The organism is Pseudomonas rubra (assembly GCF_028656935.1).
GTDB classification, from domain to species: Bacteria; Pseudomonadota; Gammaproteobacteria; order Pseudomonadales; family Pseudomonadaceae; genus Aquipseudomonas; species Aquipseudomonas rubra.
In genome coordinates this window covers 1-15818 of sequence record NZ_JAMDGZ010000007.1, presented here as the reverse complement: position 1 = coordinate 15818, position 15818 = coordinate 1, and the positions used below count along the sequence as shown (strand labels likewise).

Genomic DNA, 15818 nt, shown 5'->3' with positions numbered 1-15818 from the left:
GTGTGCCACCGTTCTGCCCCAACCGGGCAACACGGCAAAAAAGTGACGCCCCCCGGCTGGGGGCCGCCAGTTACGAGCGTCAGCCACGCATCGGGAAGGTCCCTTCGAGCGCGATAATGAAACTGATGCTTAGGTATGGGTTACGGATATCGAACGGCACTGAACTACCGGTTGTCTCAGTGGTAGTCAATGAACGGGCCAGGTTCATCGAAGGCTTCGCGTCAACATAGATGTTGCTCTTGGTGCCATTGCCGTCGTTTGCAACACCTAGACAGATACCTGGCGCAGGCGTGTCGGTGGTCGCTGCCAGGGTGGAGGCGCCAACGGTGATAGGGGGGAGTACGTGAGCGTGAACTGGCATATTGGATATTCCCAAGGTAACCTGTTCGGTACCTTTCGCTTCACCAAGTTTGAATACCGACGAATCTAAGACACCGGTACCGATAGGCGAACGGCCCTGGAAGTTTGGCAAGCCGCATGTGGTCCTGCCGTCACCGCCGAAAGTAGTGCGCAGAATCGAGGAAAGCGCGATATTCTGGTTGTAAGGTAGTATCTGCCCAGTGCAGAAGGCATAACCACGCGGCGCAAAGTCACCTGCGAACATCTTGATTTCACCGAGAAATGGATCGCTCATCAAAAACTACCTTTGTTGTGTGGTTCGAATTCTGGTTTCAACAGCCCACCGCCTACGGCGCCTGGAGTTCACGATGAATTACCGCTTCAAGGGTGAACAGGCTGCCCGGGCCGGACAATATCGGCGTCATCAGCAAAGTCCATTGCTTGCCGCCGGGGCCGAGCAGGCGATACACCGCCTGAGGCAACGTCGTGCCCGTCGGTAGGCCAAACATCAGCGAATAGCACTCGTAGCGGACGTTCATCGCTACGCCTTGGCAGACCTCCAACAATGTCACCGGCAGGGCTGTATCGGCCGTGACCTGGAGGGCGAAGCCTTCAGCGTCGGCCTGCTCCATTTCAATGCGGGAAGGGATCAAAAAAACACGCTCATCGCTCATTAAACTATCCTGCTGGAAGCATTTCGGGGCGCGCGGCGCATGCGCAGATAGACCCCGGACTCATTGATCACATGAAAGCCGGTGCGGGCGTACAGCCTTTGCGCGCGGTTGTAGGTTTCGACAGACAGCTCGACGGCCAGCCCCAATTCGTCAACCCGTTGCAGTTGCTGGGCCAACAGCGCGCTGCCGATCCCCTGCATCTGGTATTCGGGCACCAGTGCAATGTCGATCAGGTTCAGGGTGGTCGGCCCCCAGAACATATATATACGGCCAATGGGCGTGCCATTGAGCTCTATGATTGAGAACTCACCATCAGGGTAATGGTGTTGGTAATAGGTGTGCTGGGCTTCGAACTGCTGGCGCAGAAAGGTCGCGATTTGCTCGGCGGGCCAGCCGCTATAAGACATTTCCTCGGCTCGCGTGCTGGCATAGAGGCGTTCGGCAAACGCCAGGTCGGCCAGTTCGAGCGCACGGAGAGCCACTGCGAGCTTCAGCATCTACGCAAACATCCTTGTCTACTTAACGTTGGGAAGAACTTCCGTGCCCGGTGGCGAATGCCGTACGTTTGATATGGAATCAAAGTGATGGCAGATTATCGCAACTGCCGACGAATAGCACCATCAAAAAGCACTTTCTCTCACGCCTAATGCTGCAATCCGACGCTAAGCCACACCCAACAGAGACTCTCCCTTTCCGTCCAGGACCACAAGACCGCGTACCGGGTGCGAAACTGGCTCCAGCGCACCCTGCTGTAGCACGAAACGTGCGCCATAGTGAGCCTTCAACGGTTGAGCCGGCGCTCGTCATCGCGGCGCACCGCATCAGCCGGCATCTGGTACAACTGCGCAGCGGCTTGCTGCTAACCCGCCCAACGTTCGCCTGCGGGCAACGAAGGCCTCACCCGCGCTTTTTCGTTGAGCGGTTAGGTCGACTGGCCAAAACCTCGGCGCGGGCTTGGGCAGCGGCGGCCCACTCACGGGCGTCAGCCAAATCATCACGCAGCGCCTGCAAGACGTCTTGCAGACGACTGCTTTGTTCGTCCGCCTCGCTAGCCTGCTGCCGGACCTGCTGCAACTGTGCGGCCAGCAGCTGCGCGTCGGAACGCGCTGCCTGCGCCTGCGCACGGGTATCGGCCAGGCCTGCTCGCGGCTGTCGTGCAGTTGCTGGATTACTTCGGCGAGCTGCGCGCGCGACTCGTCGCACTGCCCTAACAGTTCTCCGCGCTGGGCGTGCAGGTCGTCGACCTGCGCCTGGCGCTGGACTAGCAGTTGCTCCAGGTCCGCCAGCCGGGTTTCGGCGCCCTGCCGCACCGCCAGCGCTTCGGTCGTCTGCTGGCGCGCCTGCTCAACCTTCGCCCGGACTTGTGCTACAGCTTGATCGGCCTTCTGCGGCGCATCCTCGAACGCTGCGGTGTGCCCGCGGCCTTATATACCGGCCACTCGTTGCGTCGCGGCTTCGCCACCTGGGCCAACAGCAACGGCTGGGAGCTCAAGGCCTTGATGGGTTACGTGGGCTGGAAAGATGCCAAGTCGGCGCTGCATTACATCGATGCCGCAGTGTCTTTTGGTGAGCTGGCCGTGCTGGACACAGGGCCGACATTGACCCTGCCCAGCCTGCCTTAGCCTGCCAAGGTTGGCCAGGCCAACGCTGGGCTTTGCATGATCAGCGCTGCCAGGCACGGATCGTTGATCACCGAAGCATGGCTGGTGCCGAGCGCAACGTGGTAGCGATGGCATGCAGCGCGATGCAGTCCCAGCTCCTGGGCCAGTTCGCTGACGCTGCTCTGTGCTGAAAGCAACACGTCGACCGGCACAATCGGCAGCGGTTGGCGCGACAAGTGCGCGAGCATCTGAATGTTGCCCAGCACGCAGTCGCGTTCCACCAACTGGGCATCAACCAGGTCATCGATGTAGGCATATTGCGGGTCAGTTGCCAGGCGCTGGGCGATGCTTTGCAGGCTGTGCCCCTGAACGCTGGCAACCGCAGGTGGATCAACCAGGCACAGACGCTGTGCCGCGCCCTGTTGTGACACACAACAGGCAGCCACCCGGGCACCAAACGAGTAGCCGAGTACCAGATCCATGGCCGCGAGGTCATGGCCGTCAGCAATCCGTTCGGCCAGCACCTCGATGCTCGGATAGGGCCAGTAATCGCTGTAGTTGAGTGTCGTCAGCAGCGCCCTGCCCTTTAGTTGACGCGCCAGCGCAGAGAAACAGATGGGATGGCCGACAAAGTCGGGGAAACAGATCAGCTTCATATCTGCTGTACTCCCGCGACAAAGCATGCAAGGAATGACTCGGCCAGCGCAGCCGGCAAATAGCTATTGAGCAGCACCTCATGGCCCAGCGCAGACTTGATCAGCGTCAGGTCAAGCAGGGTCTTGGGCTTCTCGCTCACCGGGTTGGCGATGTAACGCTGCAGCCATGCTGCATCCTGATTCGTCAGTTCAACCAGATTGAACAGAAACGACGGGGTGAAATCGTACAACTGTAACGCGCCGAGAATCTCCTCATAACCGAGCAGGGCTTGGGCAAGCCTGGCGTTGAGTTGCGCCACCTGCTGCTGCAGCGTGCTGTCCGCGGGCTCCAGGGCAATCGGGACGGTATAGGTGGAAAATCCGCTGGTGACGCTGCTATCGGCCCAGTCAACCAGCACATTGACGATGGCCGCCTCGACTCCCAAGGCAGCGGCGCAGCTTTGCCGGTACACCTGCAGGAACTGCACAAGCCGCTGTGGCCCCTCCAGTGCCAAGCTATCGATCGCCAGTGGTGCGCGCAACTGCAGTGCCTGGGCGCTGGCGAGTGGTGCGGGTAGCCGTGCCAGCCGGGTATAGCGGTGCCTTTGCGCTTCCCAGTCGGCACTGTAAGCGTCGACCTGGCGCTCGTACTCATCGGCCAGCATCAGGTTGTTGCTGACAAAGCTGAAGTCGCCAGGCTGTCCTGTGCCAGGCAGTTGCTGGGCAAGTTGCTGGACACTGCGCAACACGTTGAACTGACCGACATGATTGCCAAGAATGTGATGCAAGCAGGCCCCCAGGTGCAACGTCTCACCAATACGCACTTTGAACAGGTAGAACAGATCGTCTTCGAACAGTGAGAGCGGCTGCTGCAGGAAGTGTTCGACACAATCCTGCAGGCCTTCGAAAGCAGGCACTTTAGTCAGCAGCAAGGTTGAAGGCGGTAACGGGTCCAGATCGAACGCATACTCGCCCTGTACCCGCACAACGCGGCAGGCAATCAGTGGATGAAGGCGTTTGAGTTGCCGGGCTAGCGATGCCAGGTCTACTGACGCTGCGGCCACCTGCTCGGGCTTGAACAGGTACACCACGTTGTTGGCAGTAAGATTCTTGCCCAACAGTTGCGCATACACCATCGACAACTGGCTTTTGTTCAATTCCACTGTGTGTTGGTCGTCGCTATCGTCAAGCCCGCCCGCAGTTGCCCCCAGCCGTTGCCGGGCCTGCTGCTCAGAGGTGGCGCGCAGCACGGCAAAGCGCCCCAGATGAGTCTTGATCGAAAACACCTCGGATGACTCAGTCATTGATCGCCTCCTGCTCCAGTGCAATCACGTAATAGCGCTCGACACTTGCCTGCCGCCATGCGGCCAGCCCCGGCTGACTGTCCAGCACAGCCAGCAGTTCACCCAACGTGGCCAACTGGTAGAACTGCGCGAGACTCAGCCACTCCCAACCCAACTGCTGGTTAACCCTGCCGACCAACTTGATCGCCGCCAGCGAGTTGCCACCGTTGTCGAAAAAACTGGCCGCCAGATTCCGGCTGTGCAGGCCAAAGCTCGCCAGAAAGTCCGAGCCCGAGTCGCCCGCCCGCTCGCTGGCGCCGCTCACGTGCTGTTGCAGGGCGTGGGTATCGAGCTTGCCCGAGGCGCGCAGGGGAAACCGCTCGATCGCAACAAAGCGCTGAGGGACCATGAACGGCGGCAAATGAGTCCGGCCATAATCGGCCAGGTCCGCCGGCAGAATTACCGACCTGCGCAGATAAACCAGTACCAATTGTTCCACGCCGCCCGGATCATCTAGCACAACGGCGCAGTCGAGCATGCCCGGGTATTGCTTGAAGGCCGCAGTGATTTCGCTCAGGGATATTCGCTGGCCACGCAGCTTGATCTGGTCGTCGCGACGCCCGTGAAAGCGATAAAGGCCATCGCTGTCACAAGACACCAGGTCGCCGCTGCGATAGCAACGCAGCCGTGTGCCCTGCCAATCCAGTTCGACGAACTTTTCCCGTGTCTGCGCCGCATCGCCCAGGTACCCCGGGGACAAACCAGCACCAGCGATCAACAGTTCGCCAGGCTCATCATCAGCACAGGCACTACCATCGTCACGCACCACCAATAAGGTGGCGTCTGCCACCGCATGGCCGATAGGAATGTCGCGGTGGCCGTCGAAGGTTCGAGGAATGGCGTAAACACAGGTGCCCATGGTGTTTTCCGTAGGCCCGTAACCGTTGTAGATCGTCATTTCCCAGGTTGCGTCATACGCCTGACGAATGTGCGCAGGTGACAATGTCTCGCCGCCGACCATCAAGCGCTTTACCCCTTGCAGGCACTGCGGGTCGATGTCTATGAAGGTGTTGAACAGCGTCGAGGTCAACCACAAGCTGTCGACCTGCCCTGCCCTGACGTAGCGCTGCAAGGCGCTGAAAGTCAGTGGCCCGGGCGGATGAATGCACAGTTGCCCGCCATTGAGCAGGCTGGTCCAGATCTCGAACTGCGACGCATCGAAAGTCAGGTTCGAGGCATAGAGCATGGCAAAGCCCGGGGTCAGCGCGAAGTGCTGCGGCCGATCACAGAAGCCAAGCACGCCCTTATGGGTGCAGGGGATGATTTTCGGCGCACCGGTGGTGCCGCTGGAGAAATTCACATACACCGCTTCCTCGCCACCCAAGGCCGGCCAGTGCGACGGCAGCGGCGCCGGCGCGAGCAGGTCGGCGAGCAGCAGGTTTGCCGAAGGTACTTCGCTGACGGTCCAGTCGATGCCACTGCGCGAGACGATCGCCGCATTCCACTGCGCCGGGTTGCCTGGGTCCAGATAGCAGTACGACAAGCCCGCCCGCACCATCCCGACGATCAGCACCACCTGCTCGATCGAGCGCTGCACATCAAAGGCCAGCGTGGTGCCCGGTGCCAGGCCCAAGCCAAGCAAATGCGCGGCCACAACCGCCGAGCACTCCTGCAACTGGGCATAGCTGATTGCCTGTCCATTGCAGCTCAGGGCGATGTCGTGCGCATGGCGGGCAAATATTTGCTCCAGGCGCTCAGGTATCGATACACACGTCATGCCGTCAACCTTCCTGGTGATTGATCAGTTGAATGCCCGGGGCAAAGAATGCCGCCGAGTTGTAGCTGAGCAACGCTTGCGTAACAGGCTGCTGCTCGCGTCGCAGGCAGTCCAGCCACAACTGGCTGTGCACCAGGTCGTCCAGGCAGCGTGCAATGTTGTGATCGACCGTTGATTCACCCGGCACGCTGCGCAGGCTCTTGCGTCCATGGTGGTAGTCGTCATCGCGGTAGCCTGTGCCACAGCGCGATGCATTGACGATATCGACATTGCCCAACTGCGGGGACAGTTCAAGGGACAGGCTGACGCGCCCGACGTTGACCAGCCGCGAACGGCCGCGACCCTTGCCCTGCGGGTTCAGCAGGCTGATCAAGCGCGGCAGCAGCGCTGTGATGTCGGCGTCAATACACAGGAATATCGTGCTGAAGTGCCCACTCAGCGCCTGCAGGTCGCCCTGCAGGTCAAGGGTACGCAGCGGCAGGCCGGCCTCGATGGCGTGCGGGTTGAGGTCAGCCGCCCAGACCTGAACCTTGCGCCGCGCGGCCACCAGGCTCAGCAACTTACCGACCGGTCCCATGCCAACCACCAGAATCTGCTCGCCCTCCTCCAACTGGCCACGGTCAGCGGCATGTACCGCTGTGGCGCCAAGGGTGGCGAGTACTGCCTGGTCCAGGCTGAGTGCGTCCGGTACCCGGCAGACCAGCCGCTGCGGTACGTTGATCCAGTTGGAGTGGGTGGCGATGTTCCAGCCCATGGCCACCACCCGGTCGCCGGGGGTGAACTGATCGACCTGCGCACCCACCCCGCTGACAACGCCCGCAGCACAGTAACCGAGCGGCAGTTGCTCACCGCTCCGGGCAACCTGGCGAATGTAGTGTCGCTCAGTGCCCGGGCTGACCAGCGTGTAGTCCACGGCTACTTGCACCTCAGTCGGTGCGGGCGCGCGCAGCGACGCCTGCAAGCGTTGCACACCGTCAGCACCGCAGGCCGTGAGGGTGTATCGAAGTCTGTTCATAAGCCACGGCGTCCTGTGAGGGTGTCCAGGCATTCGGCAAAGCCCGGGAATGAGGTCTTGTAGCAATGCCCTTCGAGAATGCTGCCCTGTAACCCGTGGGCCAGCAGCAGCACGTGGGCGGTCATCGACAGTCGATGGTCGCCAAAGGTTGGCACGGCCTCGGGCGCATGGGGGACTTGTGCGCCGTCTACACGAACGTCATAGCCGTGTACCTGGTAGTCCAGGCCGAAGGCATTGAGCGTACGACGGGTCGCCGCGATGCGATCGGACTCCTTGAAGGTCAGTTCGTACAGGTCGGTGAAGCTCGCCTGTCCCGGCAACAAACAGGCAATGGCCAGGGCCAGCGGCACTTCGTCGATCATCGCGTGAAACAGATCCTTGTCACGCAGGTCGTGAGCCCTGGGTTCACCGCCGCCTTCAAGGATCAGCCGACCGATGGGTTCGCCATTACGCTCGCTGTCCACCACCACGGTCAGCTTGAAGCCGCACAGGCCAAGCCAGGTGAAAAAGCCCAGCCGTGTGGGGTTCAGGCAGACATTGTCGAAGGTCAACTGCTGCTGCGCGCGGCCCCGGTTACACAGCAGGAACAGCGCAGCCGGATAGGCAATCGCCGAGGGGTCTCGTGGGATGCAAATCTCCTCGGGCACCGTGCACTGGCGTGGCTGATATTCGATGTGGTGATGGCGTTCGAGCAGGCTGTCGCCAAAGCTGTTGACGATTCGCTGGGTGTGGTCCCGAGACACCACCGGGTAGCTGATCGACAGGGCCTTGCGGGCTGCTACACCGGCAAACAGCAAGGTGCTGATGGCCTGGGCACTGCCGATGCGGATCAAGGCATGGCCGCCGTTGAACTGCGCCTTGTTGATGCGCACCGGCAGCGAGCCGGGCTTGCCCAGGTAGTGCAGGTCAGCGCCCATCTGATTCAACGGCTCGACGATCCAGTCGAAGGGGCGATTGCGCAGGGTTTCATCGCCATCAACGATGCACGGCACATTCAAGCCTACCAGCATGCCAATCAGCATCCGTGCAGCGGCGCTCGAAGGGCCCAGGTCAACCACTGTCTCGTGAGTATCAGCAGCGAAGTCGCCGCTGATACTCACGCAGTCGCGGGTTTCTTCTTGCGTCACCTGCAAACCCAGTTGTTGCAAGGCATCCAGCAACAGCGTCACGGCTTTGCCGCGGTTGAGCGAGCGCAGCTTGACCGGGTGCGCCGCCAGTGCCGCGAACAGAATCATCCGGTGGCTGATGGATTTGTCCGAAGGCAGGCGCTCATCGACATTCGCCCAGACCTGATGTTCGCCATCGAGTTTGAAATCTATCTGTCGGTCCGGGTAATCGATCATTGTGCACTCCTGTAGTTGGCGGGGTTGATCAGTTCGGCGTCATCCACTAACGCCATCTCGTCGAAAAGGTCACCGATGCCTGGGCCGGCGGGCAGCACCAGATCTTGCGTCTCGTAGAAACGCCGACGGTTTTTCTTGCGTTCAAGGCCCAGGTTGAAGCCGCTCAGGTCAATCGCCCAGGTTTCCAGGCGACCATGGGCAATCGCACTGTCAACCAGTAACTGGCCCATGTCGGTACGCACCAGCGCACGGCCATGCTTCTTTTCTTGCGAGCCGTTGAGGCTGGCTTCGAAGATATTCGGGTCACCATCACAGACGCTGACGTCCGCCAGGCCGCTCATCCAGTCGCCGCAGCTCAGGCAGCGAAAAGTCTTGTTGTCCTTGAGCTTGCCGAGGATTTCCCAGAAATCGATGCCCAAGGTCTGGTTGTCGATCAGGGTCACCTGCAAGCGTCCGGGGTACTCGCCTTCGCGGTACTTGATATCCGTGACCTGCTGCGGGTCCTGGGCCAGCACATCACTGATGATGCTGCGGGTACCGGCCGGCAAGGTGTTGGACGAACAGGCGGTTTCAATCACACAGACAACCTGGCTTTTCGCCCAGCGGCCAATGGTCGTGTCCCGACGCTGCAGCTTGCGGATAGCCTGCACATGGCACGCCAGGCCAACCAGGGCGATACGCGCTTCAGGCGTTTGCTCGAAGCACTCGCGCAAGGCATTGAGGTACGGCGCCAGTTGATAGGTGGACTGGGCGTTGTTGATAATCGCTTGCTCAGCACCGCCCACTTGCGCAGCACTGCGCCAGCCTTGCTGTGCATCGCGGCCCATGGTCAACGTCAGGTCCACGCCTAAATGCGCCCGCGCAGTCAGCAGCAAGGTGGTTGCGGTACCGCCGCTGGCCGAACGCCGAACGATGTGCGCGTCAGTCGAGCGTGCGCCGATTGCCGCCCGATTGATCCCCAGCCAGCGCTCCTGGGCGGTGCGCGTACGGCCAAACAGCTCCTGTTCGGCGCGGTCCGTGTCTGGCTGCAGCCCTGGGCAGACTGCCAGACATTCACCACAGGGCTCGCAGTGATCACCCGCAAGGTCCAGCACCGGCGTGACCGTGTCGGGGTCGAAGCTGATCAACTGCTCCGGACAGACCAGGGCGCAAGCACCGCAGCCTGCGCAAAGGTTCTGGTCAAGAACGGTGAGTTTCAACAACATCCCTGTCATTTTCAGTAACCTCAAGTGCCGATTTTCGGGTGCAGGAAGCCACGCCCTCGAAAAGACTCAAGGGCGGCGACTAAAACGCTGTGTTGTCAGTAAGCAGCTGTCAGATCAGAGGCTGCGCTGCATTTTTACGATCTCCAGCGAGACCGGGCTGTTCCCTCGGCTGAAGGTGCCCTCGCCGATTTTCTGAAAACCATGCCGGGCGTAAAAGGGCTCGGCGGTGAGGGTGGCTTCCAGGTAGGCGCTCTGCGCACCGCCATTGCGCAGGTGTTCGATAGCCACCTCGAGCAATCGGCTGCCGATACCGCGGCGGGCGCCGTCACCGCAAATGAACAGCTTGCTGATCTCGTTGCCCTCGACCTCGACGAAACCCTGAATCGAATCGGTCTCGGCCAACCACAGCAAACCCTTGTCAATTGCTTCGCGGTAGGTCTGCGCTGAGCGCCCGTCGAGCCACATGCTGATCTGCTCGGGGCTGTAATCCTGGGTGCAAAGGCGCTCCACCGAGTTGCGATGGGCGTTGAAAATGCCACTGGCGTCGTCCGCAGTGGCCAAGCGAATCTGCAGGTTGTTCATTCAGGAAAACTCCAGTTTCTTCAGTCCAGGGTTGTATCGACATTTGAAGTTGATCAGGCTGCCAAGCATTACCAGCGCACTGCCAATCATCATGTGCAGGCCCAAGGGCGTTTCGCCCAGCCACACCGACAGGTAACTTGCGCCGATCGGATACAGCACGCCGACATAGCCGGCGTTCTCTGCCCCTACCCGCTTGATCAGGTCAATGAACAGCACGAACACCAGTGCTGAGCAGATCACCCCCAGATACAACAAGATGCTGGCATCGACCAGGGTCGAAGGCAGTTGCAGGCCCTTGCCGGTCAGCAGCAGGCTGAGTGCGTAGAGGGCACAGGCCCAGCCGGCAGCCACCTTGTTGATGTGCAAGGTGCCCAGGCCATGGCTGCGCTGAATGTGCTCCGAGAGCACCGAGCCAAGGGCCACGCCAAGAAACGACGTCAGGGCCAGCACGGTACCGGGCAGGGACAAGGGCCGGGCATCGTCGCCGAGCATGAACAGCCCCAGGCCAAGCAGGCTCACCAGGCCGCCAACCAGGCTGTGTATGGCAACCGGCGCTTTGAACAGCAAGCGCTTGAGGCCGATGATGTAGAAAATCACCAATGCACTCAGGCACGCCATCTGCGCACTGCCCAGATAAGCGGTGGCCAGATAGGCCAGGCCGATACCTGCATAAAAATACACCGCCCCCACGCAGGCCATCTGCAGGTAAGCGCTACGCGTCACCTTGGCCTGCACTGTGCCAAACAACCGCTGGCACAGCCACAACACCAGGTAGGCAATCAAAAACCGCAGCATCAGCGAAGAGCCGATGTCGGAGCGCTCTACCTGTAGCGAGATGGCGATCCAGTTGGTCGACCAGATCATCAGGCAACCGACGAACATCAGCGGTGCGATCAGTGAACGGGGTTTCTTGTTGTTGTGATCAGCGTTCATGCTTGTTCTCTACTCCAAGGTTGCTCTGATCCTGTCGAGCACAGTGTCCAGGTCCTGGCGGGCGTATCGGTCGGGGTCATAGTCGACTTTGAGCAGCAACTCGCCATCGACCAGGTAGCCGGTGAACTCCAGATGGTGACTGGGGCTGCCGTGCAGCAACTGCACACTCAGCGGATGGACATTGACCCGGCTACCGATGTGGCTCTGCAGTGCGCCGAGAAAGTTGTAGCTGTAGTCGCAGTCAAGATCGCCCGTCAGACGCTCGGCCCGGGGAGTGCCGAAGTACTGGTTGCCGAAACTATGGGCAAAGCCTTGTGTTGCCTGCTGGTAGGCCTTGATCCGCTCGGCCAGTGCATACAGCTCTACCCCGCCAACCTGCTGCACCATCGGGTAGATCAGGGTCAACCAGCCAAACACGCTGTTGAGATCGGCACCTTGCTTGTCCAAGGCGCGGCCATGATCGAGCAGGTGGACTTTCTGTACCGGCTTGTCGTCGTGCTCACTCATCGCCCCGAGAATTGCAGCCAGCAGCAGGTTGCTGATCTCGGCCATTCCCTGTGCCGAGGCTGGCAGGCGCGAAATCGCCCCCAGTGACAGCTCGGCACGGACAAAGGCTTCGCGACGCGGGAACGCCACACTGCGATGACTCGACGTAGCACACTGCTGCCAGGGCAAGGCTTGCCAGAAGTCGGTGTTGCGCACCTGGGCGTGCAACGCTTGGTAGCTTTGCAGCCACTCGTCAAAGCGCAAGGCCCGATGCCATTGGCTGATGCAGTGCAGGCCCTGGCTCAGGCATTCGTCGAGTTCGGCAACCAGCAGCATCCACGAATAACGGTCTACCTCGAACTGATGACAGGCGATGATCAGTTGGTGGCTATCGACCTGTTGTAGCTGGCTGAAACAGACGCGCTGTTGATTGCTCAAGGAAATGGCGGCGCACGTTTGGCTAACGGCCTGCGCAAGGTCGGTCGATGCGCCCAACTGACCCAAGTCGTGTATGCCCTGTTCGATTGCATGATGGCCAAGCACCGCGCGCAGCGCCTGGCTTACGGCTTGGGTAGGCAAATCGCCGCTAATGTTCAGGACGATTGCCTGATTCCAGTGGTCCAGATCGCTGATACCCCGGCTTTGCAGGAAACGCCGGTTGGGCAAGCTGGCCTCACTTGCAGCCTGTCGCTTGCCACGGGCTTTGTTCATTGCCGGCTGCACCTGCAATTGCTCAAGCGCACTGTCTGAAAGCAAGGCCTCCAGATCCAGCACCAGGCCCTTGCGCTTTAGTGCAGCAACCACCTGCAAGGCCCGTAGCGAATCACCGCCGTTGTCGATAAAACTAAGCGTCGGATCAGGCTGATGCCCACCGAGCACCTGAGCAACTGCCTGCCATAACGGCTCAGCCTGACCCGCATCGATAGATTGCTCCGCCATGCCGGCGGCAATCTCGGCCAATGCCTGACGGTCGATCTTGTTGTTCCTGTTCAGCGCAAAGCGCTCCAGCAGCATGAACCGCGCCGGAACCTGCTGGGCTGGGAGTTGCGCCTTGGCCGCCTGACGCACAACGCTTTCGTCAATCTCAGGGGCACTGGCGATGACAAAGGCGACCAGTGCGGTATTACCCTGGACCACAGTGGCAATCACGCAGACTTCCTGCACCTGGCTCAGGCGCTTGAGCTGGGACTCTACGTGCACCAAACTGACTTTCTGGCCGTTGACCTTGACGATCGAGTCCTTGCGCCCAAGCAGGCGAATCGCGCCGTCCGGCTCGCGGCAGGCCAGGTCACCGGTAAGGTAGCACTGGCGTTGCGGATCAAGCGGGCTGGGTTGGGTAAGCGCAACGATCTGGCCACTGGCACTGTCCAGGCGCCGAGCCACCCACGGCGAGTAAAGCAACAACTCACCGATTCCTTCGCCATAAGGCTGCTGCGGCTCGAGGGTTACTGCCACCTCGACACCGTCAACCGGACGGTCCAGAGCCCAGGTTACCGAGCGTAGCTGTTCGCCCTGATTGATACGGGCGTGCAAAGCGGTGGTGCACTCAGTAGGCCCATAAGCGTTGAACAGTTGCGAGCCGACTGCAAAGCACTGGTTGAAACGTTCGATGTCCGAGGGATGAATGATCTCGCCGCCAATCACCAATTGCTTGGCAGCGGTATACGCAGTCGAGGCCGGACTGTAGAACGCGCGCAGGTACGGCACGGTCATGTGCAGTACATCAAGATCATGGGCAACAATCATTGCGTCGATGGCTGCGAAATCCATCTCCCGCGGGTTGAGGCTGCACAGCATTGCGCCGGTCTTGAGGCTGGCAAAGATATCCATCAGGCCTGCGTCCCAACCCGCCGAGGCCAATTGCAGCAAGCGATTGCGGGCTGAGATGCCGACGTATGCCACATAGTTGTCGATATGCTGGTTCAGCGCGTCGATACGCTGGACGATGGCCTTGGCTTCGCCGGTCGAGCCGCTGGTGAAGATGACATAGTCTTCACAACACAGTTGCAGCGGCTCGCCAGTTGGCACCGGAGCAGGCTCGAACAGTCCCAGGTCGATCACCGCAAGATCGGTGGCCAAGTTTTGGCCCGACTGTACCGAACCGTTGAGGATCACGCTGACACCCAGTGACGTGAGCGTGGCCTGCAGGCTTGCCAAATCACTGGCAGGATCGATGAACACCAATCGTTTAGCACTGGCCAAACCGGCAACCAGCGCGGCATACATGAGGTGCCCGTGGCTGGCGTAGAGCGCCACCGCACCCCGTCCAGTCCGGGTGATTTCGGCGCTGAGTGCCGCCCGCAACCGCTCGATTGATGCAAACGAGTGGCTACCACTGGAATCAATTACGCCAACCACATCAGAACCCGCAGCGCGAACATAGGCCTGCAACATGATGTCCCTTTCCTGTTGTTGTTATCAGAGGGCTTGGCAAACGCCTTGCAGCGTCTGCATGAATGCCTGGATTTCGCTTCCAGACATGACAATCGGTGGGGTCAGCTTGACCGTGTTCGGATTACACCCACCGGTGCGGACGATGACGCCGTGATCGAGCAGGCCATTGCGCAGCGCCAGCACATCGCCGGCAAAATCGAAGGCGAGCATCAGCCCGCGGCCCCGCACATGGGTCACTCGCTCATCGTCCCGACCCAATTGTTCAAGTGCCTGGCGCAAGTGCGCGCCATTACTGGCCGCCAGTTGCCACGGTTGTTCCTGATCGAAGATATCCAGCACTTTGGAGGCTACCGCACAGGCCAGAGGCATCAAGGTAAACGTCGAAGAGTGCTCGGCGTAGCCCAGGCAATCGACCAGTTCGGTGCGTCCGACCACCGCCGAAATCGGCAAACCATTGCCCAGCGCCTTACCCAGCACCAACAGGTCGGGCAGTAGCGTCGCATCACTGACAAACGGCTTACCGGTTCGCCCAAAACCGGTGTAGATCTCGTCGAATATGCTGATAACGCCGAAGGTTCTGGCCAGTTCGACGATCGACTCTAACAATGGCCTTGGCACCGGATACATGCCTTCGGCCGCCTGGATCGGCTCGATGATCATCGCAGCTGGCAAACTGCCCGCCTGTTTGGCTTGGGTCAGGTAGGCGAACAACTGCTCATGCCATTGCGCGGCCCTGGCCGGGTCCTGTTCGGCCGCGTAGTCCAGGGCCAGCGCGCTGACCTGCAGGCCGCCGAGTGCCAGGTGTTTGCGAAAGTTGGGGTTGGAGGTAACCGACAGGGCCCCTTGGGTCTTGCCATGGAAGGCGTTGTCGAAGTACACAACGCCTTGCCGGCCGGTGGCGGCACGGGCGATTTTCAGGGCGACTTCGATGGCTTCGGCACCGGTCACGGCGCCAAATACAGAGGCTTGAGGGTAAGGCACCAACCGTGCGAGTTTCGCCACCACCTCGTGGCGATGCGGGTTGTCGATGTTCCAGCCGGTGTGCACCAACAGTTCGGCCTGGCGCTGGGTGACCTCGATCAGGTCATCGCGTTGATAACCAAGGTTGGCCGCCCCGCTACCACCGGACATATCGAGAAAGGCACGACCGTCTGCGTCGTAAAGAAAGCAGCCCTTGCCTCGAACGATCGAAGGGCTGCTGGGCGTGTTGCGTTTGACCGAAATCGAAAGCGCTTCTGTGAACATCACTGTCAACCTTGAGTGTCATGCCATTAACACGCACACATACTCAGGGCGAAATCGCTGACGCGCAGTAAAACCGGGCGCTGCGAGGCTACCTTCCCTGGTATGCATCTTCCTTTTGCCAGGGTCGCAAACCCCTACCGGCAATATGGTTTTCAGTGAGCCATCAGCCGCTCACAACTGTCAACGTTCTGTGTAAATTTTATTTAACATGAGAAAAAACACCTGTTTCAGCCCGTAAAAACAGTTTAATTTCCTGATTTTATGAATAAAGCAATAGCAAAAAGACGCTAGGGATGCTCCGAACAA

At 60.2% G+C, this 15818-nt stretch carries 14 protein-coding genes; 1 reads left to right on the top strand and 13 read right to left on the bottom strand.

Annotation, left to right across the window (positions count from 1 at the left end):
* Nucleotides 1-79: 79 nt before the first annotated feature.
* The 3 genes from M5G17_RS03290 to M5G17_RS03280 are packed head-to-tail and all read right to left on the bottom strand — an operon-like array spanning nucleotide 80 to nucleotide 1510.
* Nucleotides 80-634, bottom strand: a complete 555-nt coding sequence (locus M5G17_RS03290) for a phage tail protein (protein ID WP_273891584.1) — start codon at nucleotides 632-634, stop codon at nucleotides 80-82.
* Between the two features lie 52 nt (nucleotides 635-686).
* Nucleotides 687-1013: a DUF6916 family protein gene (locus M5G17_RS03285; protein WP_273891583.1), complete on the bottom strand. Its 327-nt coding sequence runs from the start codon at nucleotides 1011-1013 to the stop codon at nucleotides 687-689.
* A complete protein-coding gene (locus tag M5G17_RS03280; protein ID WP_273891582.1) occupies nucleotides 1013-1510 on the bottom strand; it encodes a GNAT family N-acetyltransferase in 498 nt (165 codons plus the stop codon). The genes M5G17_RS03285 and M5G17_RS03280 overlap by 1 nt, the downstream gene beginning before the upstream one ends.
* Before the next feature lie 771 nt (nucleotides 1511-2281).
* On the opposite strand from M5G17_RS03280, the gene M5G17_RS03275 reads away from it, so the two are divergent.
* On the top strand, nucleotides 2282-2635 hold the full coding sequence (locus M5G17_RS03275; RefSeq protein ID WP_273891581.1) for a tyrosine-type recombinase/integrase: 354 nt from the start codon (nucleotides 2282-2284) through the stop codon (nucleotides 2633-2635).
* Here M5G17_RS03275 and M5G17_RS03270 read toward each other — a convergent pair.
* From M5G17_RS03270 to M5G17_RS03225, 10 genes are all read right to left on the bottom strand, one after another.
* Entirely contained in the window at nucleotides 2632-3270 is a 639-nt protein-coding gene (locus M5G17_RS03270; RefSeq protein ID WP_273891580.1) for a thioesterase domain-containing protein, read from the bottom strand. The two genes, M5G17_RS03275 and M5G17_RS03270, sit on opposite strands and share 4 nt — an antisense overlap.
* Nucleotides 3267-4553: a hypothetical protein gene (locus M5G17_RS03265; protein ID WP_273891579.1), complete on the bottom strand. Its 1287-nt coding sequence runs from the start codon at nucleotides 4551-4553 to the stop codon at nucleotides 3267-3269. The genes M5G17_RS03270 and M5G17_RS03265 overlap by 4 nt, the downstream gene beginning before the upstream one ends.
* The gene (locus M5G17_RS03260; RefSeq protein WP_273891578.1) at nucleotides 4546-6309 is read right to left on the bottom strand and encodes a non-ribosomal peptide synthetase; all 1764 of its coding nucleotides are present in this window, start codon (nucleotides 6307-6309) and stop codon (nucleotides 4546-4548) included. Before M5G17_RS03260 ends, M5G17_RS03265 begins: the two co-directional genes overlap by 8 nt.
* 4 nt (nucleotides 6310-6313) lie before the next feature.
* Complete coding sequence (locus M5G17_RS03255; RefSeq protein WP_273891577.1) at nucleotides 6314-7324, bottom strand: alcohol dehydrogenase catalytic domain-containing protein; 1011 nt, start codon at nucleotides 7322-7324, stop codon at nucleotides 6314-6316.
* Entirely contained in the window at nucleotides 7321-8667 is a 1347-nt protein-coding gene (locus M5G17_RS03250) for a 3-phosphoshikimate 1-carboxyvinyltransferase (protein WP_273891576.1), read from the bottom strand. The genes M5G17_RS03255 and M5G17_RS03250 overlap by 4 nt, the downstream gene beginning before the upstream one ends.
* Nucleotides 8664-9872 carry a Coenzyme F420 hydrogenase/dehydrogenase, beta subunit C-terminal domain gene (locus M5G17_RS03245; protein ID WP_273891597.1) on the bottom strand — a complete coding sequence of 403 codons (1209 nt, stop codon included), beginning with the start codon at nucleotides 9870-9872 and terminating at the stop codon, nucleotides 8664-8666. The genes M5G17_RS03250 and M5G17_RS03245 overlap by 4 nt, the downstream gene beginning before the upstream one ends.
* Before the next feature lie 114 nt (nucleotides 9873-9986).
* Complete coding sequence (locus M5G17_RS03240; protein WP_273891575.1) at nucleotides 9987-10454, bottom strand: GNAT family N-acetyltransferase; 468 nt, start codon at nucleotides 10452-10454, stop codon at nucleotides 9987-9989.
* Complete coding sequence (locus M5G17_RS03235; RefSeq protein ID WP_273891573.1) at nucleotides 10455-11387, bottom strand: DMT family transporter; 933 nt, start codon at nucleotides 11385-11387, stop codon at nucleotides 10455-10457.
* Nucleotides 11388-11396: 9 nt separating this feature from the next.
* Complete coding sequence (locus tag M5G17_RS03230) at nucleotides 11397-14267, bottom strand: AMP-binding protein (RefSeq protein WP_273891572.1); 2871 nt, start codon at nucleotides 14265-14267, stop codon at nucleotides 11397-11399.
* A 24-nt stretch (nucleotides 14268-14291) separates the two neighbouring features.
* On the bottom strand, nucleotides 14292-15512 hold the full coding sequence (locus M5G17_RS03225; RefSeq protein ID WP_273891571.1) for a class-III pyridoxal-phosphate-dependent aminotransferase: 1221 nt from the start codon (nucleotides 15510-15512) through the stop codon (nucleotides 14292-14294).
* Nucleotides 15513-15818 lie beyond the last annotated feature (306 nt).

Bases quoted from the DNA above. Each gene is read 5' to 3' on its own strand.
- M5G17_RS03240 (WP_273891575.1), bottom strand. From the start codon at position 10,454: ATGAACAACCTGCAGATTCGCTTGGCCACTGCGGACGACGCCAGTGGC.
- M5G17_RS03245 (WP_273891597.1), bottom strand. From the start codon at position 9,872: ATGTTGTTGAAACTCACCGTTCTTGACCAGAACCTTTGCGCAGGCTGC.
- M5G17_RS03290 (WP_273891584.1), bottom strand. From the start codon at position 634: ATGAGCGATCCATTTCTCGGTGAAATCAAGATGTTCGCAGGTGACTTT.
- M5G17_RS03280 (WP_273891582.1), bottom strand. From the start codon at position 1,510: ATGCTGAAGCTCGCAGTGGCTCTCCGTGCGCTCGAACTGGCCGACCTG.
- M5G17_RS03230 (WP_273891572.1), bottom strand. From the start codon at position 14,267: ATGTTGCAGGCCTATGTTCGCGCTGCGGGTTCTGATGTGGTTGGCGTA.
- M5G17_RS03285 (WP_273891583.1), bottom strand. From the start codon at position 1,013: ATGAGCGATGAGCGTGTTTTTTTGATCCCTTCCCGCATTGAAATGGAG.
- M5G17_RS03235 (WP_273891573.1), bottom strand. From the start codon at position 11,387: ATGAACGCTGATCACAACAACAAGAAACCCCGTTCACTGATCGCACCG.
- M5G17_RS03255 (WP_273891577.1), bottom strand. From the start codon at position 7,324: ATGAACAGACTTCGATACACCCTCACGGCCTGCGGTGCTGACGGTGTG.
- M5G17_RS03225 (WP_273891571.1), bottom strand. From the start codon at position 15,512: ATGTTCACAGAAGCGCTTTCGATTTCGGTCAAACGCAACACGCCCAGC.
- M5G17_RS03265 (WP_273891579.1), bottom strand. From the start codon at position 4,553: ATGACTGAGTCATCCGAGGTGTTTTCGATCAAGACTCATCTGGGGCGC.
- M5G17_RS03250 (WP_273891576.1), bottom strand. From the start codon at position 8,667: ATGATCGATTACCCGGACCGACAGATAGATTTCAAACTCGATGGCGAA.
- M5G17_RS03260 (WP_273891578.1), bottom strand. From the start codon at position 6,309: ATGACGTGTGTATCGATACCTGAGCGCCTGGAGCAAATATTTGCCCGC.
- M5G17_RS03270 (WP_273891580.1), bottom strand. From the start codon at position 3,270: ATGAAGCTGATCTGTTTCCCCGACTTTGTCGGCCATCCCATCTGTTTC.